17 protein-coding genes are annotated in these 20669 nt (G+C 41.7%); 6 read left to right on the forward strand and 11 right to left on the reverse strand.

The genetic code is table 11. From position 1 onward, the window contains the following. Positions 1-92: 92 nt before the first annotated feature. Together MSG66_RS16440 and MSG66_RS16445 are read left to right on the forward strand one after the other, a co-directional pair. Positions 93-971: a homocysteine S-methyltransferase family protein gene (locus MSG66_RS16440; RefSeq protein WP_324654638.1), complete on the forward strand. Its 879-nt coding sequence runs from the start codon at positions 93-95 to the stop codon at positions 969-971. 5 nt (positions 972-976) lie between these two features. Beyond that, positions 977-2311 (forward strand): basic amino acid/polyamine antiporter, encoded by a 1335-nt coding sequence (locus tag MSG66_RS16445; RefSeq protein ID WP_133974946.1) that lies wholly within the window; start codon positions 977-979, stop codon positions 2309-2311. Positions 2312-2366: 55 nt separating this feature from the next. On the opposite strand, the gene MSG66_RS16450 is transcribed toward MSG66_RS16445, so the two are convergent. Continuing rightward, on the reverse strand, positions 2367-4280 hold the full coding sequence (locus tag MSG66_RS16450) for an esterase/lipase family protein (protein ID WP_324654639.1): 1914 nt from the start codon (positions 4278-4280) through the stop codon (positions 2367-2369). Between the two features lie 155 nt (positions 4281-4435). Then, positions 4436-5143 carry a YoaK family protein gene (locus MSG66_RS16455; RefSeq protein ID WP_133974950.1) on the reverse strand — a complete coding sequence of 236 codons (708 nt, stop codon included), beginning with the start codon at positions 5141-5143 and terminating at the stop codon, positions 4436-4438. A 329-nt stretch (positions 5144-5472) separates the two neighbouring features. Between MSG66_RS16455 and MSG66_RS16460 the strand changes: the two genes are divergently transcribed. After that, positions 5473-5748, forward strand: a complete 276-nt coding sequence (locus MSG66_RS16460) for a hypothetical protein (protein WP_262472814.1) — start codon at positions 5473-5475, stop codon at positions 5746-5748. A gap of 4 nt (positions 5749-5752) precedes the next feature. Here MSG66_RS16460 and MSG66_RS16465 read toward each other — a convergent pair whose 3' ends face one another. From MSG66_RS16465 to MSG66_RS16505, 9 genes are all read right to left on the reverse strand, one after another. Further along, positions 5753-6193: a YbaN family protein gene (locus tag MSG66_RS16465; RefSeq protein WP_324654640.1), complete on the reverse strand. Its 441-nt coding sequence runs from the start codon at positions 6191-6193 to the stop codon at positions 5753-5755. Between the two features lie 28 nt (positions 6194-6221). After that, positions 6222-6821, reverse strand: coding sequence for a biliverdin-producing heme oxygenase (locus MSG66_RS16470; protein WP_133974956.1), 600 nt, complete (start codon positions 6819-6821; stop codon positions 6222-6224). Positions 6822-6853: 32 nt separating this feature from the next. Continuing rightward, positions 6854-7777 (reverse strand): energy transducer TonB, encoded by a 924-nt coding sequence (locus MSG66_RS16475; protein ID WP_324654641.1) that lies wholly within the window; start codon positions 7775-7777, stop codon positions 6854-6856. A gap of 10 nt (positions 7778-7787) precedes the next feature. After that, positions 7788-9242 carry a porin family protein gene (locus MSG66_RS16480; RefSeq protein ID WP_324654677.1) on the reverse strand — a complete coding sequence of 485 codons (1455 nt, stop codon included), beginning with the start codon at positions 9240-9242 and terminating at the stop codon, positions 7788-7790. A gap of 102 nt (positions 9243-9344) precedes the next feature. Continuing rightward, complete coding sequence (locus MSG66_RS16485; RefSeq protein WP_324654642.1) at positions 9345-10136, reverse strand: Slam-dependent surface lipoprotein; 792 nt, start codon at positions 10134-10136, stop codon at positions 9345-9347. A gap of 192 nt (positions 10137-10328) precedes the next feature. Next, positions 10329-13502, reverse strand: coding sequence for a TonB-dependent receptor (locus MSG66_RS16490; RefSeq protein ID WP_324654643.1), 3174 nt, complete (start codon positions 13500-13502; stop codon positions 10329-10331). A gap of 138 nt (positions 13503-13640) precedes the next feature. Continuing rightward, a complete protein-coding gene (locus tag MSG66_RS16495) occupies positions 13641-14657 on the reverse strand; it encodes a FecR family protein (protein ID WP_324654644.1) in 1017 nt (338 codons plus the stop codon). Beyond that, entirely contained in the window at positions 14658-15179 is a 522-nt protein-coding gene (locus MSG66_RS16500; RefSeq protein ID WP_127494039.1) for a sigma-70 family RNA polymerase sigma factor, read from the reverse strand. Between the two features lie 136 nt (positions 15180-15315). Beyond that, positions 15316-16206, reverse strand: coding sequence for a LysR family transcriptional regulator (locus tag MSG66_RS16505; RefSeq protein ID WP_133974962.1), 891 nt, complete (start codon positions 16204-16206; stop codon positions 15316-15318). Between the two features lie 185 nt (positions 16207-16391). On the opposite strand from MSG66_RS16505, the gene MSG66_RS16510 reads away from it, so the two are divergent. The 3 genes from MSG66_RS16510 to MSG66_RS16520 all read left to right on the forward strand — a co-directional run bounded on the left by MSG66_RS16510 (position 16392) and on the right by MSG66_RS16520 (position 20349). Continuing rightward, positions 16392-17336 carry a dihydrodipicolinate synthase family protein gene (locus MSG66_RS16510; RefSeq protein ID WP_192836569.1) on the forward strand — a complete coding sequence of 315 codons (945 nt, stop codon included), beginning with the start codon at positions 16392-16394 and terminating at the stop codon, positions 17334-17336. Positions 17337-17508: 172 nt separating this feature from the next. Next, positions 17509-18894 carry an MFS transporter gene (locus MSG66_RS16515; protein WP_202742712.1) on the forward strand — a complete coding sequence of 462 codons (1386 nt, stop codon included), beginning with the start codon at positions 17509-17511 and terminating at the stop codon, positions 18892-18894. 78 nt (positions 18895-18972) lie between these two features. Beyond that, positions 18973-20349, forward strand: a complete 1377-nt coding sequence (locus tag MSG66_RS16520) for an OprD family outer membrane porin (protein WP_324654645.1) — start codon at positions 18973-18975, stop codon at positions 20347-20349. The last annotated feature ends 320 nt before the right edge of the window (positions 20350-20669 follow it).

Below are 20669 nucleotides of genomic sequence, written 5' to 3' on the forward strand. Positions count from 1 at the left end.
TTTAGAAATATATCGAGCATATTAGCGATTGAACATGTTTCATGTACCCGCTAGATTAGCTGAATTATTTTTCTCCCTTTGTTTTGTAATTTATGAAAATTTTAGATGGCGGTTTAGGCCGTGAACTTGCTCGTCGTGGTGCCCCATTTCGTCAACCAGAGTGGTCTGCGCTCGCACTCATTGAAGCGCCTGAAACAGTAAAAGAAGTACATCTTGATTTTATCAACGCTGGTTCAGAAGTTATTACCACCAATAACTACGCTGTTGTACCGTTTCATATCGGGCAAGAACGCTTTGAAACTGACGGTGTTCGTTTAATTAGAGTTGCGATCGAACAAGCAAAAAATGCAGTTAAAGAAAGCGGCAAAAATGTCAAAATTGCAGGCTGCTTACCACCTTTATTTGGTTCTTACCGTGCAGATCTATTTCAAGTTGAGCAGGCTAAAGACCTTGCTGAACCCATCATTAATACATTGGCACCAGAGGTGGATTTCTGGTTAGCAGAAACTCAATCGTGCTTAAAAGAAGTCGAAACGGTGCATGCGTTATTACCAAAAGATGGTAAGGACTATTGGGTATCGTTTACGCTTCAAGACGAAATTAAACAAGAGCAAGCGCTACTTCGTTCAGGCGAAAACATGCAACAAGTGGCTGAGTTTATAAAACAGTCAAATGCTAACGCGGTTTTGTTTAACTGCTGTCAGCCTGAAGTGATCTTGCAAGCCATTAATGAAATTAAAGGTCTCATTCCAGAGTCTGTACAGATTGGTGCCTATGCCAATGCGTTTCCACCACAAGATGACAACGCAACTGCAAACGATGGTCTTGATGAAGTTCGTAAAGATCTTGATGCTCCAGCTTATCTTGGTTTTGCCAAGCAGTGGCAGCAAGCAGGCGCAAGTTTAGTCGGTGGTTGCTGTGGTATTGGCCCAGAACACATTGCTGAACTTTCTCAATTTTTTAAAGAATAAATACCATGTCTGCTGCCAAAATCGGATTATTGTCTCTTACAGCGCTGGTCTTTAGTTCTATGGTGGGGTCAGGCGTATTTAGCCTTCCCCAAAATATGGCTCAAGTCGCTAACGGCTCTGCCCTTCTTGTTGCATGGCTCATTACCGGAGTCGGCATTATTTTCTTAGCGCTCACGCTATTACATTTAACTCGCCAACGCCCAGATTTAGACGGCGGTATTTATAACTATGCGCGTGAAGGTTTTGGTGACCTGATCGGGTTTTGCTCGGCTTGGGGCTATTGGTTATGTACCACAATTGGTATTGTTGGTTATGTGGTGATTGCCTTTTCGGGCGTTGGTATGTTTACCGACAGCAAAGACCATATTATTTTTGGTGAAGGTAATACGCTCTACGCACTGATTGGTTCAAGCATTTTTGTATGGCTGGTGCATTGGTTGGTCAGTCGAGGCATTAAAGAAGCGGCTATTGTGAATTTACTGGCGACCATTGCCAAAATTATTCCAATGGTGGTGTTTATATTCTTCACTTTTATTGCCTTTAAGTTTGACCTGTTCAAACTCAACTTAAATGACTTTACTTTAAAAGTTCCACTTTGGCAGCAAGTAAAAGACCTGATGCTGATTACCCTTTGGGTCTTTACCGGCATTGAAGGTGCTGTGGTTTTATCATCGCGTGCAAAAAACCGTTATGACATTGGTAAAGCCACTATTTTAGGCGTGCTACTGGCGTTAAGTTTTTACGTGATGGTCACCGTTTTGGCTTATGGTGTAGTGAGTCGTGAAGCACTTGCAGGCATGCATAACCCATCAATGGCAACCATTTTACAGCAGCTCATCGGTTTGCCGGGCACTATCGTTATTACCATCGGCCTTATTATTTCAGTTTCTTCGTCTTATTTAAGCTGGACTTTATTTGCAACTGAAATTCCATATTTAGCTGCAAAAAATGGCGCATTCCCGAAATTATTTTTAAAGAATAATCAGAATAATGTGCCGATTTCATCACTTTGGCTCACCACTCTGGTCGTGCAAGGTGCATTAATTGCGGTGTATTTTTTCAATAAAAACTACACCCAGCTTTTACTGATTTCTTCGGTAATGATTTTGCTGCCTTATTTTCTGGTGTCTGCTTTTTATCTTAAAGAATCGATTCGTCACAAACGCACGCCACATATTGCCATTGCAAGCGTCGCTTCAATCTATGCGCTCTGGTTGCTCTATGCAGCAGGATTAGATTTATTGCTCCTGTCTGTGGTCTTGTATTTGGTCGGCTTGGTTATTTTTTCAATCAGCTACTTTGAACACAAAAAATCGCTTAAACAAAACGAGCTGAATTAATTATTTCAACCACTGTTGACCCATTTCAACAGTGGTTTTCTAAAAATAAAACGCTCTATTTTGAAGGCTGTGACTGCTTAAGATGCAACCGTAAAATACGACGTAATTCTAAAATCGCCTCTGGCGTTGTTTGAATAGAATGCCCACCTTTAATCATCAGCTCCGATTGCTCACCACCTAAATGTGAACTTTGATAAGGCACAATACCATCACTGCTTTTTAACTTATCAGTCGTCCCATCCACGTTACCCATAATCGAGTGATAGACCACGTTAGACGATGGCTGAATGGCCTGCGTAAGCTGCATAAAGTTTGAAGAACGACTTAAATTACTCGCCCCATTTTCAATTAAGCCTTTTCTGAGTTTCGTGTTTTTCTCATCTCTCATTTCGACCGCAATAAAAAAGTCAGCAGGTAAGCGAATAACACGGCGTGCAATTTGGGTAAACCATCGGTCTGCGTAGTCGGTACCATGATGCGGCGACGAAACAAAAACCACGCGTTTAAAATATGGAAGCGCTTTGAACTGAAAACGCTCTTTAATCACTGGATTTTCTTTTAAACGATTTAACTGCGCGTCATTCATTTTTTGCATGGCTAAATCGGAAACATCGGCATTACTGACTAATAAACGACTAATGACGCCGCCCATACTATGCCCGACCAATACTGCATCGTGTGCAGCATAGCTATCTTTGGCAATGTTTTGAAAAGCCTGATTGAGCAATGAATAAATCTGAAAACGACTTTCAAAAATAGGCATATTGGTTGAATAAAACACCTGCCAAACTTGGTAATTTTGTCTTAATTCGGCATCGCCCATAATGTCATTGGTCAGACTCACCCAAGCTTCTGGGCTACTTGCCAAGCCATGAACAAACACAATGATTTTTTTATTAGGGTTAAAGGGTTCCAGCATATATAAATGCGGCATGATTAAATTGGTTTCTTTATTAATTAAAGACCAATAACCCGCTGCACCTAAATTATATTTTGACAGCCAAAGCCCATAGGGCGCCGAATAGTTGGCTGTGAGCGGATAGTCCACACCTTCAACCTTTACACGGCTTTGTCTGTATGGATCGAACATCGCGATTTCTAACTCTGCCCCAGCAATCACCTGATCGGCTGTTGCTGTTTGTTTAGGATAGGCAATGGCAGTGACCGGAAAGAACCGAGGCAAATGAATATTAGGATTGATCTGATGAGCGTAAAAAGCATCGGGGTCTAAAATGAAGCCATGATTCACATCATTTTCTTTACGCCCGACAATAAACTCTGCCCCTAAACCATCCTTACGGTTGACGGTGTTAAAACCAGAAAAATTCATGTTATAGCTGGAGCGAAAAGTATCGACTTCAATCTTTTGTACATCTACTGCATGATCAAAATTAACATGATATTGATGCCCATCTGCTTTCAGTAGAGACGGAAAATAATGCGTATTTAAATGATTAAAATACGTGGTCATGAGCTTCGACAAAGCGACGTTATAAAAAATACGCACCTGATTTTGCCGATGGTCAAACACTCGATCGAATGGTGACTCTTCAGAGTCAAATAAATAGACATAACTATAGCGCAAGCTTTTATCGAACAAAGCTAACTCTTGCTCAACGCAACTGTTACTTTTATTAATGACATTACACTGATTGCTACGCCCAACATCTAAAGCCTTGGCTAAATAAATTTCACTCAGTGCAGCATAACGCTCTTCTCGGCTCGTATTTTCGGAGAGACTCTGAATTTTATTTAAACAATCATCAAAATTTTGCAGGCAAGACTTTTCATCTTCTTTGACCAAATACAGTAAGTTTTGGGTTTGATGACTTAAAGTGTTGTCGGTCAGAATACTTTCATTCTTACTTTTTAAAGCATTGCTTAAATTACTTTCTTTTAAATGAATGACCTGACAACCGCTGAGCAGACCCATTATTGTTATCATTAAATAATGGCAAGACTTTGTCATTATGCATTCCCTTAGCGAATGTATTTCCCCATCAGGTCATTATGCCTGCAAAGTCATAGCTGAACAATTTGAATACGCATTTTTAGTTGGCAAACTGAAGCCCATAAAAAAGCCCGAACTCAATTTAATTCGGGCCAATTCATCCACTACCTTAATTAAGCTTGGTTAAATTTTTGCTGCGAAGCTAAATAAGAAAAATATAAAATGGGTAAAATAAACGGCGCTACGCTCCAGAAATCAAAATAGACATACAAAATTGCTCCCAAGAAGGCACCAATCACAAACCCGACAACAATACTGGCACTTTTAAGAAAACTTGCCCGATTGGCTGCATTATTGTTTTTCAGCAAGTTAGCAATATCAATACCGAGCTGCGTGGTATTGCCGGTCATCATGGTGCTTGGGCTAATATTTTTAATGAGTGTTTTGCTTGAAGTATTACGAATAGCTAAGGCAATTAAACCCAGCCCACCTGTTAGTGCAACCGTAATTGCATCGGCATTTTTAAACGGTTCGAAGTAAAGTCCTGCAACCATAAAAGCACACAGAAAGATGGCTTCAAATAAAAATAAATAAGACAGCGTTTTATGCTTCACCTGACTACGGTCAATTAGCAGCTTGGTAATCACAACTGTCAAAATAAATAGTGGAATAGCAGCAAGCTTAATCCATAAACCTGCACCGCCTTTAACCATCGCAGCCCCCGCCAACACCAAGTTTCCAGTCACATGTGCGGTAAAAAAGCCAAACAAAGCAATAAAACCAATGGTATCAATTGCCCCACCAACCATGGTCAATAAAACAGGGTCCCGACATATTGCCCATGTACTTTCTGTCTCTTTTTTAATTGGGATATCTGGCATATGACGTGTCCTATGAAAGTAAAATTTTAAAGTGATCGAATTGTTTAAAAATAATTTTACAATTAAAAATGAATAAAATTAAAACGTTTATGAAAGCAAAAAATGATGTAAAAAAATAGGGTGTGTAATGTCGTAACACTGTCTCTAAAATAGCAACAATCAAAATTGTCTATTTTAAGGACAATAAAACAGTGATCATCTTCAAATCAATTTGACCTCTAAAACAGTTCTAACTATGATGAAGCCGCAAGTTGATATCAACTGATTTTGAACCTGAAAAAGTTATGCCAAAATATGGATAATGAAAAACAACAATCATGAGTAGATATATGTCACTTTATAATTATTCAGTTTTTCTAGGCGGATTATTATTTGTATCCGTTGCTTTCGCTGGTCAAAAAAATAATGCTCAACGTGATTTTTATTTAAAATGTATGGCAGCGGGCCATAGCCGTGCAAGTTGTACGTGCATTTATCATCGTTTAGAACGTCAATATTCACCTAAACTGATGCTTAAACTCGGAAGTTTAAGTTTACAAAGCCCTGAAGTACCACGTGATTTTATAAAAACCATGAAGCGTACTATGCAACAGTGCAAATCTTAAATCTTCAATTTTTTAACCACATCCAAATTAATACCCCAGCCATACATAAAATTGCCGGATAGACAAACCACGGATGTGGAATAGTCCAAATCATAAAAATAGCCGCCAAACTCATACTGAATGTCAAGATATATTTTGCCTTTTTAGGAATACGCCGATGTTCTTGCCACTCGCGAATGAGTGGACCAATATAACGATGATTTCGAAACCATTGATGAAGTTTTTCAGAGCCTCGAGCCGCAAAGAAAACAGTCAAAATTATAAAATCAACGGTAGGTAAACCCGGAATAAAAACACCCAATATGCCAAGTGCAATACACAACCAAGCCAAACCAATAAACACCCAACGCGCCCAAACAGAACGGGCAAGCTTACTGACTGGTTGAGCGGGTGCTAACGACTGCTCATGTTTTACGATCACATTTACTTGATTGAGTTTGTCCATATCGGGTTTTCCCTTTATCCACTTTTTATTATTTCAATTCATCAAGCTGATCAAGCGCCTGACCAAAATATCCAAAGGCATCTAAAGCACCTTGTACAACACGATCTTGCTGGGTCCGGTCGAAACCCGTTTCGTCGAGTGCTTGCACAAAACGTTTCCAGACTTTAGCGCGCCCTTCGGGATAGGCTGCTAAATTACGCGCAGCAAACGTTTCCGAAAACCCTAGATGTTTTTGGGCCTCTTTAAATAAAAATGCAGCCCCTAAGGTTGAACCTTCAGACACATAAATCCAGCCTAAAGCTTCGGGTAGCTGTACGTTTTCACTGTGTAATTGCTGTCCGTTAGGTTGAATACCTAAATCATTTAAATCGGCAAGTGCTTGTTTTGAGCGGCCGCGAATATCGAGGTCCGGAATCAGTCCTGCCACGCCCTCTTTTTCAAAAAGATGTTCAATTTCGCGCTGAAAGTAATATTGAGACAACGTAAATTGTGCGTATTTTTCTTTACTTGAAAACACCTTTGCTTGCGACATTAATTGATGCATACGTTCATGTTCAGCAGCGGTTTCTTGTTTCAAACGTAAAGACAAGCTGTTACTAATGATTTGTTCTGTAGATGAGTTCATCATCTTTCTCCTGCAAAATGGATATGGCTCATCGGTTAACGGCCCCGATTGAGTTTGAGTTGGACTGGAAAATCCACAACAATGGTCACGGCCCGACCATTAATTTTGTGGGGTTTAAATCTGGATTTACGTACAGCTTGCATGACCCGTTCATCAAGGCTTTGAATGCCTGAACTTTGACGTACCTGTATGTCAATCGGTTTACCTTTTTCATTAATACGAATACGCACCTCAACCAAACGATTTTGTTGTTTTAACTCGCGGTCATCATAGTCAAGCCCGCCAAAAATCAGCACATCCACACTACTCACCTGAACAACGTCATCGTGTTCAACTTGAGTACTAGGTGCTTTTGAATATTCTTGCTGCGTTGCAGGTGTTTTGATACCGCCACTTTTGGTTATGCTGCTGATGTTTTGTGGCAGGTGCTCACTTTTCGTTTGTGCAATGTCTGTCGAACTCAACTGTTTGTCTGTATGGGCCGCCAGCCCTTCTGCACTCTGCGCTGGTTGGAGTGAAGCTAAACTGTTTAAATTTGCTTTTGATTGTGCTTGCTGTTTGTCACTTAAATTATTTTGCACCACCTCTTTAGAAGCAGTTTTTGACGCTAATGTTTGAACATTTTTAGGCGAGTTTTTTGATTCTTCAGGTATAGAAGATACCGAACTGTTTAACGTAGATTTAGGCGTTAAACTTTTTTCGATAGGCTTACTTTCAGTCTGGTCATTTGATGGCTTTTTAGCAGGTGCCAGCGACACAAAACTTACTTTTAAGGCATCTACTTTTGGCGATGCCTTGAAAGTGTAAGGTTCAATTAAATGGCTCAGCATCCAAACAGCAAACACATGCAGACCAATCACAACAGCTACGGTTAAGCACTTATAAAAATGCTTCGGCCATTGTGTTAAAGGCAGTTTGACCATTGGCTCATGTGTAGGGAATAAAGATTTTGATTTCATGACTTATTCCCTAAAAACGATGCTCAAGCTTGAGGCTAATGTTGTGTTTATCGTAGGAATACAACCAATCGACATTGCTTTTATTTTGGTTATAGCGATAGGTTAAATTAGGCGTCATGCCATAAAACTCAAAGCGCGGCATTTGCACAACAAAGGTATAGTTCTGTTCGAAATCATGACGACGAGCCAAATAACCTACAGCGTATTTATCAAACTGACGCCAACGGTAAGAACTCAATAAAGTAGTGTTAAAACCAGCACTCCAATTTTTGGTTATACCTAACCGCACACCTTGCTGTTCATAGGCAGCTACATATTTTTCTTGTGCAGAATGATCGACTAAATCTAGACCACCAAAAACAGTCCACTGGTCTGGAAAAATCTTCCAGAAGGTGGCAAAAGCTGAATTTTCTATACCACCAAAGCTTTTATATTTCTGATAATTTAAATCTTTTCTTTCAGCTTCAAGCTTAAAGGCTGTATCGGCCGAGATAAAATGCATCCATTCGGCACGTGCTCCCCACGCACTGTAAAGACCATCGTTATCATAACGTTTATGTTCAAAAAGCGGACTCACCCCAATTTGATTTTTTAAGTCAAAGTAGCTGTAGCCTGCATTAATGTTAATGCTAGATTCATTAAATGCCGCGTGGTCGTTATAGGACTGTCCAAAAGCCAGCACACGTAAAGCCACGCCATGATGGCCTTTAATCGCATAGCGTTTTATAAGACTGGCTTCGTAATCCAAACCCGTTGCTGACTCAGCTTTTTGCTTTTTACTAGTAATTTGCTGCCCTCCAGTAATATTACCGTTCTTATCTGTCTGATAAAACATCAAAGTTTTAGTCTGTTTAGATGCACTATTTAAATTACTGACATAGGTATAACCCGCTGAAACCGAGCCTTGCCAAGAGTCTCGTTTTTTTAATGCCTGAACAAAAGTATTTACTGTTGTTAAAACTCCAGACGGGATTACAGCAGGGTCGCTTTGTTTAAGTTTGTCTTGAATGGAAATAAAAAGGCGTGCTGCTTCCTTATTCTTCTGTTGTTCAAACAGCACGCGCGCTAACTCAAGTTCACAAATTAAATTATGAGGTTGTTGTTTTAGGCTGCTTTGAAATTTTTGTTCAGCCAATTTCAGTTGACCCTGAGAACGTGCAACTGCCCCTTCGGCAAAGTCGGTTAAAGCCCGATCGTAGCCAACATATTTCTTATAATGTTCTAGATAAACCGTGGCTTTGAGCCACTGTTTTTGCATGACTGCCAAATATAATGCCTTGGCAAGATCATTCTGGTTTTGCTCAACACTATATTCTTGTCCATTAATTTGAAGTTTTGGTAATTGAATGGTTCCCTGCTCGTGAAACTGGCGCTGTTCTTGTAAAAGCGTTTGGTCCAAGCTTTGATTGAGACGAAGCTGTGTGTCTTCGTCAGCATATAAAAATGGACAACTCAACAATGTCAGACAGCACAAAAGCGTTCGTTTCATAAAACAATAAACCTGAAGCAACCAAGCAAAAAACCAAAAACAAAAGGAATCTACGTGTGTAGATTCCTTTTGCATTCATTAATTTTTAGCACCGCCAAATGCAGTGTTGTAAGACACGTTATCAAACTGGGCAATACCCGCTAAAGCCGAAGCATTTGCACCAAAGAATTGACCTTGAACCACACCAGAGTTGTCTACCCCAGCCGTACCGTTAGCCGTTGCCAAACCTGCAAAGGCAGCAGTACCCGGGTTAAATGCCACACCATCTAGGCTTAATGATGAAACAGCCGTACCCGTTCCTGTAAGCGTCCCTTCAAGTGTGCCCGCGCCATAGTTTGCCGTGAACGTACCACTTAACAGATTGCTTGCAGAGCCATTAATACCTGCAACGGTATAGGTTGCAGTACCCGCGGTTGGGACAGTGGTATTGGTGTTATCACCCGCGTAGTAAACGGTATGGCTCGCGCTTGCCGGCGTGTTGCCCGCTTTCCACCATTCACCAAAATAGACTTCCTGTGTGCCCACCTGACCAAAGTTAAAATTACCTAATGCACTGTGTGAAGGTGGCATTGCAGACACTGGAATATGCGAAATATTAAAGGTTTTGCTGCCAACTGTTACATTGGTGTTGCTCGTTCCCTGAGCAGCAAAAGCCTGAGCCAAACCTTTTAACGAATTAAAACCTGTAAAAGCGTTATAGGGCGCACCCGCAGCTTGAACCGATACTGCTGCTACACCACCCGGATGGCTCGCATTAGCAGCAGCACCGATTTTGATGTTACTTTCATTACTCGAAATACCATCAATACCTGCATAAGCAAATGCAGTTGAACAAGCAACAAGACCCAAGAACAATTGAGAGATTTTCATTTGTTGTTACTCCATTTTTTTAAAACTAAGTTATTGTTTAATTTAAAATAACGTTTTCGCTATTTTTAGTTTATTGAGTAGGCCCAGTTGCAAACCTACTCGGGCTTTTTTGTAAATAATAATCATTCAATTTTATTATTTACCGTTACCTGACTCCCCTTTTATGTATGTGTAGAGGGAATCAAATTCTGTTTAAAATTTTGTGGTCCAACTGATTTTCATTGTTCGGCCCGGTGCGGCCATGGCGCTTCGGGTTAAAGGATCGATATAAAACTGGTTAGAAAGATTACTGCCGACAAACTCAACGGTGTTGTAGTCATCGACCTGATAACGCGCATAGGCATCAAAAATCCACGTGTCATTCCATGCCAAAGGCACATTGAGGTAATAGCCTTTATTGACGCTAGCATCATTGTTTTTGCGTAGTGGGCTTTCATAAGCTTTATAAAATGTTGCACGCGCGCCGAGCTCTAACTTTTCATCTAAAAAGCGTGCGCCAAGCAAACCGTGAAAACTCAGTTCAGGTGTGGCCATTGTCACTAAGTAGCCATTTGGGAAACCGTCATCGACACAGCGCTGATAGGGTTCACGGAACGCAATACCCTGCTCGGTTTGAACTGTGCCGCCTAAAATCATTTTGTTAATGGCACTATTGGTGTCACACACTTCATTTTTTAAGTTATAAGCCACGCTCAAGTCTGTGAAGAAGCCTCCATTATCAAAACGGCTTTGTAGCTCTAAACCTGATAGTTTTTGTTCATCCATATTGGTAAAAATAAGGTTCTGGTCACGTTCAATCACATTTTTGGTTTTGTTGTAGTAATAGGCGAGCTTAATATCGGCATTGCGTGCTGTACTGAACCAATCGCGCATGTCATAGACATAACCCACTTCGTAGTTAAAAGCGTGTTCAGGTTTGATTACTTGATATGGCAACATGGCAGAAAAACCGACAGTGCTTTCAAACAAACTTGGTAAGCGATATTCCTCTGCATAGCGTGCATAGATTCTGCTGTTTGGCGTGAGGTGAATTGAGGCACCTAACTGCGGTGCCCAGCCGCTATCTTTAACTTTGTCGGCAGACTCAACAGGAACTTGGTCTACCACTGACATAAAGTTCCCGCCAGTTACTACGTACTTTTGTCCAGAGGCATTGAGCTGGTTTAAAGGATTATCGGCAAGCGACAATTGCCCATTAGCATCTGCTTTCCAGCTCAGCGTATTTTTCTGTGACCAGATCATGTTATACAAAGTGCTCTCTGATGCAGGCACAGTGTCGAGCTGCCCATCCCAATCAGGATTTTTTGTGGCATAGCGCTGTTTTAAAACATTGATTAAACGCTGCTGAGTCGAGGTGTAACTCTCGGGCATGGTCTGATATTCAAAGGTATATTCTTTAAGCTTCGCTTTTTTGGTAAACAGCGGATTTAAATTCGGGTCAATCTCGCTCTGCAAAGACTTATTTAAAAAATTATCAACAGCCCAATACGAGCGATAACGCATGCCCGCATCAAAACTTAACCAAGACAGTGGTCGATAATTAAAATTAAAGTCGAACGTTTTTTCCTCACGGCGCCCTGCTCGTGGCAGTGCCTGATAGAGCGAATAACTTGGGCCAAATTCGCCATATATATCGTCGGACGTCAGTTTTTCTTTTAAGAAACTTCCACCGAGCGTCAAGTCAAGCTGGTCTAACAAACGGGCTTTATTACTGACCGTAATGCCTTTACGTGTATTGTCAGAATGGCTTATCGCCGTGTTAATAATGGTGTTATCTCGAAAGTCGATTGTGGTTGGCCACCCACCACGTGTATAGGTCTGGCTTTCGGTGTCGGTTTGCCAAATGTTGGCATAAAAATCAATCCAGCGATTATTCTCAGGCTTAAATTTATATTCGAGGCTATAAGCTTTAGAGTGAATATTGCTTAAAGGCCACTGCGGAACACCCAAGTCAGGCGTAATGCCCCACACAATTCGAGACGGCATAATTTCACCAAAAATATTTTTGGTATCTCGGTAAGTTAGTTTAAGGGTCTGATCATCTGTTGGACGATAGGTCCCTTTTAATAACCACGACTCCATGTGACTTGAAGTGTTGGGAACTTCATCGCCCGGTTGATAGGCATAGGCAAAGTAAGGAATAAAGTCGAGGCTACTGTCTGGTGTCGCTCGTTTATAGTAGCCCGCGCCATGTGTGCCCGAAAAATAATTGCCGCGCTCACGTACTGCATAAACTGCCAGTAAATCGAATTTATCTTGCTTAGTTGCAATTGCCAGTCGGCCCGCCAAGTCGTCGCCCGAAAAATTAGAGTTATCACTTCTGGTCCGGTTCTTTTTATAAATATCAGGGTCGTATTTCGCCCCATTCATGTCGATCCAAGGCGTTGTATCATCGTAATTTTGGCCCACTTTACTCATGTCTGGCAAAGACGGATCGATTGAGTTGGTAGAGCCTTCTACTTTTAACTCAGCACCAAAAGACTTACCCGGACGAACAATGTCATCGGCCTCTAGCGTTTTAACCACCACACCACCACCAACAGAAGTTGTGGTATTACGCTCTAAAGATGGGCCTTTAATGACTTCAATACCCGCAATGAGATTGGGGTCGATATAGTTGCGGTTGTTTACCCCGTTGTAACCACGCCATACGGCAATTGACTGTTCAGTACCATCAATGGTTAATGGCACACGGCCGACGCCCTGCACACCACGTACACTTGGGTCAAGTGCGCCACTGTTACGGGCATCGCCGCTATAGACTCCCACCATGCCTTGTAAAATATCAGCTGGGTTGGTTCCTTTAAAACGCTCGACATAGTCTTTGCCCGCATAGACCGAAGAACGGTTTGCATCATAAACTTTGTTATAGCCTTCTGTGTCACGGTCTTGTTTGCCGTACACCACAATTGGGGTGAGTCGTACCGATGCATCTTCTTCGATTACGGCACTACTTGGCGGTAGGCTAGCGGCCTCAACTTTAGATGAAGTGACCTGTGGTGTAGGTTTTTTACTGAGTGTGTAGCCCTGCCCAACTTTTACAGCACTAAAATCGGTTACTTTTAAAAGCTGCTCAAAACCTTGTTCGACTGCAAAGCTGCCTTTTAAGCCAAGACTATGCAGCCCTTGGAATTGCTGGGCATCCATTGCAATTGAAGTACCCGATTGTTCGGCAAACTGATTCAGTACGTTAGCAAGGCGACCGGCAGGAATGTTATAGCTTTTAACTCCGGCTGTTTCTGCATAGGCCTGCTGCATAGGGAGTGTAACTAACCCGCCCATCGACACAGCATGTATGGCAAACGCCAGTGTTGAGAATCGAAAAATCGATCGATTCTGCTTTTGCCCCGTTCCCGCTTTTTTCATTTGCCCGCCCCAGTAAATAGTAATAAGAATCATTCAATACAACAAATTAAAATGATCCATATTTATTGCTTCTACTTACTATGACGAACGACTTTTAAAAAAGTGGAACCTAAAATTGAAAATAAACTTAATTTTTTATTATTTTAAAGAAATCATGACCACAAATGGCGTGATTTGCTTAATTTTCAGATCTGGAAAAACCGTAGCTAAAAGCTTAAGCGATTCTGTGGTTTGGTCTAAAGGCAATACAGCATTGACCCGCACATGTTGCAGTGCCGCATCATTAAAAATAATTTTGCCTTTGTAGTTGCGGTCTAGCTCTTGTAGCACTTGATTCAGCGGCAGGTTTTCTACCATAAGATGATGCTTTTGCCATTTTTGTTGTTCGTTATAAATATTGAGTGCAGGAAGTCTTTGCACGCCGTTTTGGTCCATTTTAATGGCTTGCCCCGCCTCGACAATAGCCTGACGCGTCGCATGCAATTGGGTCTTTTTAACCTGTGTGGCTTCTACTTTTACCTTTGAGTGGACCATTTTGAGTTCGGTTGCCGAAGGTTCATAACTGACGCTAAAAGCTGTGCCGAGTGCCTGAATTTGTCCATGACTGGTTTTGACCAAAAACGGTCTGGTCTTATCTTTGGCAACATCAACATAAATTTGACCTTGCACCAACTCAACCACTCGCTGGTTGGTTTTAAAATCAAGATTGACTGCACTTTTGCCACGTAAAATTAAACGTGAACCATCTGGCAAGGTTTGCGTGGTCCACTGCCCCGATTGCCCTTGAATGTCGGCAGTAACATAGGCCACTGTAGTATCAGTTAAATAAAATAACGCCCCACTCATGGCAACAAACACGACGGCAAAAGCTGTTCCTGCACGTAAATGTTTATAGGCTTTGCCTGAGCTTAGGCCAGCTTTAAGAGCGACTTTAGTAACTTTTTTATGTCCGCTGGTTTGGGAAAGTTTTTGAATTGAACCGATACACTGTTCTATGTCGGCAGCCACTTGGCGATGTTGCTCACTGTTTTTTTTCCACTCTTCAAATTTTTGTTTGGCGGTTTTTCGCAAGCTTTCATCATCCGAACTCAGTTGAACAATCCAATGCGCGGCTTCTTCAACCAGTTGGTGATGTTTGCTTTTATCCATGGCCATTTAAATGCAAGCGTCCATGTCTTGTCGATTTTGGTAGCATTGAATTAAACAGCTCGCCAAATATTTTTGAATCATTTTGGTCGATACATTTAATTGTGAGGCAATTTCTTTATGAGTATAGCCTTCGAGGTAATGCAAAATAAAGGCTTGCTGTGCTTTTTCAGATACACCTTCGAGTGCTTTGCAAAGCTGGTTAATTGCTTGAATAATTTGCATCTGGTCTTCGGGCGAAGCCACCGCTTCAAGCATATATTCCATTTGACTCAAGCCATCTAAATAAGCCTGTTCAATGCGTTTACGGCGCACTTGGTCAATGAGTAGGTTTTTAGCAATCGAAGTTAAATAGGCGCGTGGTTCCTTAATGCCAAATAACTCGTCTCTGGTTTGTAGCAGTTTAATAAATGTGTCCTGAACCAGATCTGCAGCCTGATCAGTATTACCTAATTTTTGTCTCAACCATTGGTGAAGCCAGCTTTGGTGACTTCTATATAACTGATCTACAAGCAAAGAAGTTTTGTTCACAGCAATTGGACTCAAAACAAGGAACCCACAAATGATAATAATTATCATTTAAACAAGTCAAGCAATAATTCAAGTAAAACTTAAATCACTGTTTAATAAATTGAATTAATTGCTCCCTTACTTTGCTGCACTTCTCTTAAAGCAAATGAGCCAAATTTTTAATTTCTTCCATGACCGCCTTACAAGCAGGCGTTAAATAGCCATGCTTAGAAATAGACAAAGAAATATAACGCTTTAACTCGGGACTCATAATTTTTGCCGCTTGAATTGAGGTGTATTGGCTGGCCTTTTTTAAAGCTTGCGGCCCAAGCATGGTGTAAATGCCAGATTCGGAAACCAAATGGGTTTGTAAACTAATCGAGTCAGCTTCAAACACAATATTCAGCTCTACCCCATTTTCATAAGCCATATGGTCTAAAAAGTTTCGCCAGTTACTTGGTCTGCAAAACGTGACCAGCGGTAACTGATTTATTGCTTTAAAGTCGACTTCATTTGCCTGAGTGAGCGTGTCTCCTTCACAGCCGACCAAGTAGGTATCGGCTTCGGTAAGATAGACATCACCATGTTTAGGCGTCGGATTAAACCGATAGAGTATGGCTAAATCGACGCTACCATCTTCGAGCCATTTTTCTAAATGCACCCCTTGCCCTTCACGCACTGACAGTTTAATTAAGGGATATTTTTGTTGAAGCACTTTGTACAAAGTCGATAACAACGGATGTGCAGTAGACGGCAAACTGGCAATGCGAACCGTCCCGATCGGTGTATCGGTCGAGTGCAAAATTTCATTATTGAGTTGGTCGGTGACGTTCAGCCATGAACGAATTTTAGGAAGTAAATGCTGGCCTAAATCGGTAAGTTCGACGCCGCGTCCAGTTCGGTTAAACAAACGACCGCCACATTGCGCTTCAAGCTCGTTCATTTGCCGACTAATTTGCGGCTGGTTGGTGTTATGCAGCATTGCGACTTTGCTTAAGCTACCGAGTTCCACCGCGTCTAAAAATATTTTCCATAAATCATAATTCATCGATTCTTCCTAAATCGTAAACTAGCACTTTTGAGCTATACATTTTCAGTATAACTGAAATTCAAGAATTGGTAATTCCTACATAGCTCACCTATTTCTATACTCCAATCATGTTCTCTACAACACGATTTAAGTCAGATTAAGAACCAGAGAATATTTAATTACACTGTATAGGAAGTACGATTATGAGTTTAGATTTACGTGGATTAACCCCAGCACCTGTGACTCCTTTTACCCGTGACGGACAAGTAGACCATAATGCAATTCAACGTTTAGGTTCATGGTTAGGCAGTATTGATGGTGTGAAAGGCTTGGTTGTTCTTGGGCATGCAGGTGAAGGAACATTCTTGTCACAAAAAGAACAAATGCAGGTCATCGAAAGCTTTGTTAAATCAGTAGATGACAAAATTCCGGTAATCGCAGGGATTACACTCGAAGGTACTTCGGTTGCAGCAGAAGAAGCAAAACGCGCAGTCAGCGCTGGTGCTTCGGCAGGTTTGATTTACCCTTCACATGGCTGGTTGCGTTTTGGCTATCAAAAAGGCGCACCACAAGACCGCTATAAAGCGATTTATGAAGAAAGTGGTTTGCCATCTATTTTATTTCAATATCCAGATGCAACTAAGGCCACTTACGACCTAGACACCCTACTCGATATTTCTGCACAGCCGGGTGTGTTTGCCATGAAAAATGGTGTGCGTAACATGCGCCGTTGGGATGTTGAAATTCCGATTATTCGCCGTGAACGTCCAGACTTACAGATTTTGACGTGCCACGATGAATATTTGCTTCACACCATGTTTGATGTAGACGGTGCTTTGGTGGGCTATGGCAACATTGCCCCTGAACTGTTAATTGAAATGATTAAAGCAGGTAAAGCCAAAGATTACGCTAAAGCTCGTGCACTTCACGATCAATTATTACCAGTGACTCGCAATGTCTATCACCGTGGTTCACACATGGAAGGCACGGTAGCACTTAAACATGCACTGGTTGCTCGCGGAATTTTGGACCATGCCACTGTGCGTTCGCCACTGCTTCCACTCGCAGATGGTGCTGAGCAAGAAATTCATGATGCGATGCGTCAAGCCGGAATTGGCAAGGTCGATTTAACCCAAGCCGTTGCTTAAATTCTATTCGGGCTAGCATGTACGCTAGCCTTTTTTTCCTGTACGCTGCCTGAGGCCAAACATCGGGCATGTCACTTAAAAACAATAATAAAAAGCATGCAAACTGTGGTGAACAGGTAGTGCGAAATAGAACAAAAAAACTACGAGGAATGTAGTCATAAGGAGATAGAAGATGACAAATCTAGCGGATGTAGAACCAATTAGTCATCATCAAAAAAATGCGGAAATTATTGCAAGACTCGAACGGCTACCCGTCACCGGTCGATTGCAATTTATGCGAATTACCATTGGTATAGCGACCTTTTTTGACGCCTATACCGTTCTTGCGATTGCCTTTGCTTTACCCCAACTCATTACCGAATGGCACCTCACCCCCGCCTATGTCGGTGCGATCATTGCCGCGGGCTATGTCGGGCAACTGGTCGGTGCGATCTTTTTTGGTTCTCTTGCCGAAAAAGTCGGTCGCTTAAAAGTACTGTCTTTTACCATTTTACTGTTTGTGGCAATGGACATTTCTTGTCTGTTTGCTTGGAGCGGAATGTCTCTGTTAATTTTCCGTTTCTTACAAGGCATAGGAACAGGTGGCGAAGTACCTGTTGCGAGTGCCTATATTAATGAGTTTATTGGTGCAGAAAAGCGCGGGAAGTTTTTCTTGCTCTATGAAGTTTTATTCCCGATGGGCCTTATGTTTGCAGGCATGGCAGCATTTTTCCTGATGCCAATTTATGGCTGGAAAGTCATGTTTATTGTGGGCTTAGTTCCATCTTTACTGGTGATTCCTTTACGGTTTTTCTTGCCTGAGTCGCCACGTTGGCTTGCCTCAAAAGGTCGTTTTAAAGAAGCCGATAAAGTTGTCAAAAGTTTTGAAGACGGTGCCATCAAAAGCGGTAAAACTTTGCCTGAACCTGTGGTTAAAGACATTAACCCGCAAGGCATGGCAAAAACCGACTGGCGTGAGCTATTCCAAGGCATTTACCGCAAACGTACCTTTACCCTGTGGGGCATGTGGTTTTGCGTCTATATGATTAACAATGCCATGGTGACTTGGCTGCCAACGCTTTACAAACAACACTTTGGTCTGTCGCTTCAAACCAGTTTAGGTTATGGCTGGATTACTTCGGGCGTAGGTGTGATTGCCTCTATTATCTGTGCATTAATGATTGATAAAGTCGGCCGTCGTCCTTGGTACAGTGCAGCATTTTTCTTGGCAATCATTCCACTCATGAGCCTCTCGATTTTAGGTGCAAAATCGGCAATGGAAGTGGTGATTTTAGCAACGCTGAGCTATGCCATTTTACAGACCATTTCATTCTCTTTATACCTTTACGCTGCCGAACTTTACCCAACTCGCCTACGTGCTATGGGCATTGGCTTTAGTACCGCTTGGTTACGTGCCGGTTCTGCAATTGGACCTGTGATGGTCGGTCTGGTTGTTGGTGGCTACGGCATTCAATATGTGTTTAGTGTGCTGGCGGTTGTGGCGCTGATTGGTGGCCTTGTGACCTTCTTGTTTGCCATTGAAACCAAGGGCCAAGTACTCGAAAAACTCTCTCCTTAATTCATCCATTTCATAAAAAGCTTGCCTAACCTCAGCGTTAGGCAAAGGGCTTATTCATGCTTAAAAAAGGAATTTAAAATGAATAAATATTTGCTATGGGGCTGTATTGGTTTAGGCAGTGTGAGCAATGCGTATGCAGAACTTCCTCAAGAATTTGGCAAGTTAGAATTAAAACTTAACACTCGTTACTGGAACGATGAAGGCACTGCCCACCCTACACTTGCCAATCCTTCTCCTTCGTCGAGTGAATATGAACAAAGTGCGTTAGGGCTTGAGTTAAATTATCAGTCACCTTACCTGTGGGACTGGCTTGGGGTAGATGGTTCACTCTATGCAGTCACCCAGTTGTTTGACTCTGGCAAGCCTAGCGCTCAGCTTTTAGAGGTCGAAAATAACGGCAAGCTCGATCAAAACTTTGCAACTTTAGGTCAGCTCTACATCAAAGCAAAACTCGGCGACAAAGGCGAAATTAAATTAGGCCGCCAGTTGCAAGACTCGCTGTTGCTTAAAAGCACCAATAACCGCGCGGTGCCCGACACTTTTTCGGGTGCGCGTGGTCAGTTTCAACTGAATGATCAGCTACAAACTTACATTGCTTACTATGACCGCTGGAAACCACGCAGCATGGATAGTTTTGAAAAACTGGTGACTGAAAATGACGAACGCATTGATTATGTCGGTTTGCTTGGAGCCAAATATCAGTACAAAAACTGGAGCGTGAATGCTGAATATTTAAATAGCAAAGATTATTTAAAAAAGTACGGGGCGATTGCTCAATATAAGTTGCCGATTCAGGGCTTGGTGTGGACATTTAACACAGGTGCTTTTTTCTCACGTGATGATGGCAAGCTGTTTAAATGCGGTGCCGAAACCGAGCTGGACTGTGTCAAAGGCCAGGACATTAACAACCGTGGGAATGGCTATTTTATCGATTTAAATGTAGCTAAGAATAATGTCGAAGCTGGCATTGCCGTTTCAAAGTTTGATGGTTTTTGGATTGAAGATAACTTTGCCGTGCATTCCGCCCGCAACTCGGTTTTAACGCAAGATCACGGTACAAACCCGTTTCCGACCTCTGCTACCATTGGCCCTGACTTTACCAACAACGATGAAACTGCCGTTGCCCTTCGGTTGAAATATAACTGGAAAGACTATGTGAAAGGCTTAAAAACCGAAGCGAAGTATATTTATGGCTTTGGTGCTCACCAAAGTAACATTAGCAGTGATATTGAGGGTAAAGAGCGTTACTTTGACTTTACGGTGAGTTATGCGTTGCCGTGGGTGAAAAACTTAGATGTGCGTTATTCATTTTTGCATTATAGAGATGTGCGTTATTCATTTTTGCATTATGAGTCAAAGTTTGAAAATGCAAACCTAGGCGAAAAAATAAATGGAATGTCTCGTAAAGATTGGGACCAGCACCGTGTATTTATTAATTACCGCTATACATTTTAAGAGCAGGCTAAACGTTTAGTTTAGCTTTATTATCTTTATTAATTTACCACTTTAAATAGATAAACTTTTGAGTTTAATTAAAATATAAATTTATATTTAAAATTTTTATAATATTTTATTTAAATTGAATTGACCTGTTAAAAACTTATGATTATTATGGTCTCGCTGGCACACATTGCCAGTCGGTTTTAGCAGACCGTAGATCCATGGCGGGTTATAGTTCTACTATAAGTCGTTAGACCCTTGCGTCCCTTTTCTTTGCGGTAGGACGAGAGGGGGACGCGCTTGCGCGTGCTGGTTCCTTGGATCCCAGTCTGCTA

It is taken from the genome of Acinetobacter sp. IK31, assembly GCF_035615195.1.
Lineage (GTDB): Bacteria > Pseudomonadota > Gammaproteobacteria > Pseudomonadales > Moraxellaceae > Acinetobacter > Acinetobacter calcoaceticus_C.

Coding starts and splice junctions, on each gene's coding strand:
- MSG66_RS16460 (WP_262472814.1), top strand. CDS start 5,473: ATGTCACTTTATAATTATTCAGTTTTTCTAGGCGGATTATTATTTGTA.
- MSG66_RS16445 (WP_133974946.1), top strand. CDS start 977: ATGTCTGCTGCCAAAATCGGATTATTGTCTCTTACAGCGCTGGTCTTT.
- MSG66_RS16515 (WP_202742712.1), top strand. CDS start 17,509: ATGACAAATCTAGCGGATGTAGAACCAATTAGTCATCATCAAAAAAAT.
- MSG66_RS16470 (WP_133974956.1), bottom strand. CDS start 6,821: ATGATGAACTCATCTACAGAACAAATCATTAGTAACAGCTTGTCTTTA.
- MSG66_RS16440 (WP_324654638.1), top strand. CDS start 93: ATGAAAATTTTAGATGGCGGTTTAGGCCGTGAACTTGCTCGTCGTGGT.
- MSG66_RS16485 (WP_324654642.1), bottom strand. CDS start 10,136: ATGAAAATCTCTCAATTGTTCTTGGGTCTTGTTGCTTGTTCAACTGCA.
- MSG66_RS16505 (WP_133974962.1), bottom strand. CDS start 16,206: ATGAATTATGATTTATGGAAAATATTTTTAGACGCGGTGGAACTCGGT.
- MSG66_RS16465 (WP_324654640.1), bottom strand. CDS start 6,193: ATGGACAAACTCAATCAAGTAAATGTGATCGTAAAACATGAGCAGTCG.
- MSG66_RS16450 (WP_324654639.1), bottom strand. CDS start 4,280: ATGACAAAGTCTTGCCATTATTTAATGATAACAATAATGGGTCTGCTC.
- MSG66_RS16495 (WP_324654644.1), bottom strand. CDS start 14,657: ATGGCCATGGATAAAAGCAAACATCACCAACTGGTTGAAGAAGCCGCG.
- MSG66_RS16455 (WP_133974950.1), bottom strand. CDS start 5,143: ATGCCAGATATCCCAATTAAAAAAGAGACAGAAAGTACATGGGCAATA.
- MSG66_RS16490 (WP_324654643.1), bottom strand. CDS start 13,502: ATGAAAAAAGCGGGAACGGGGCAAAAGCAGAATCGATCGATTTTTCGA.
- MSG66_RS16520 (WP_324654645.1), top strand. CDS start 18,973: ATGAATAAATATTTGCTATGGGGCTGTATTGGTTTAGGCAGTGTGAGC.
- MSG66_RS16510 (WP_192836569.1), top strand. CDS start 16,392: ATGAGTTTAGATTTACGTGGATTAACCCCAGCACCTGTGACTCCTTTT.
- MSG66_RS16475 (WP_324654641.1), bottom strand. CDS start 7,777: ATGAAATCAAAATCTTTATTCCCTACACATGAGCCAATGGTCAAACTG.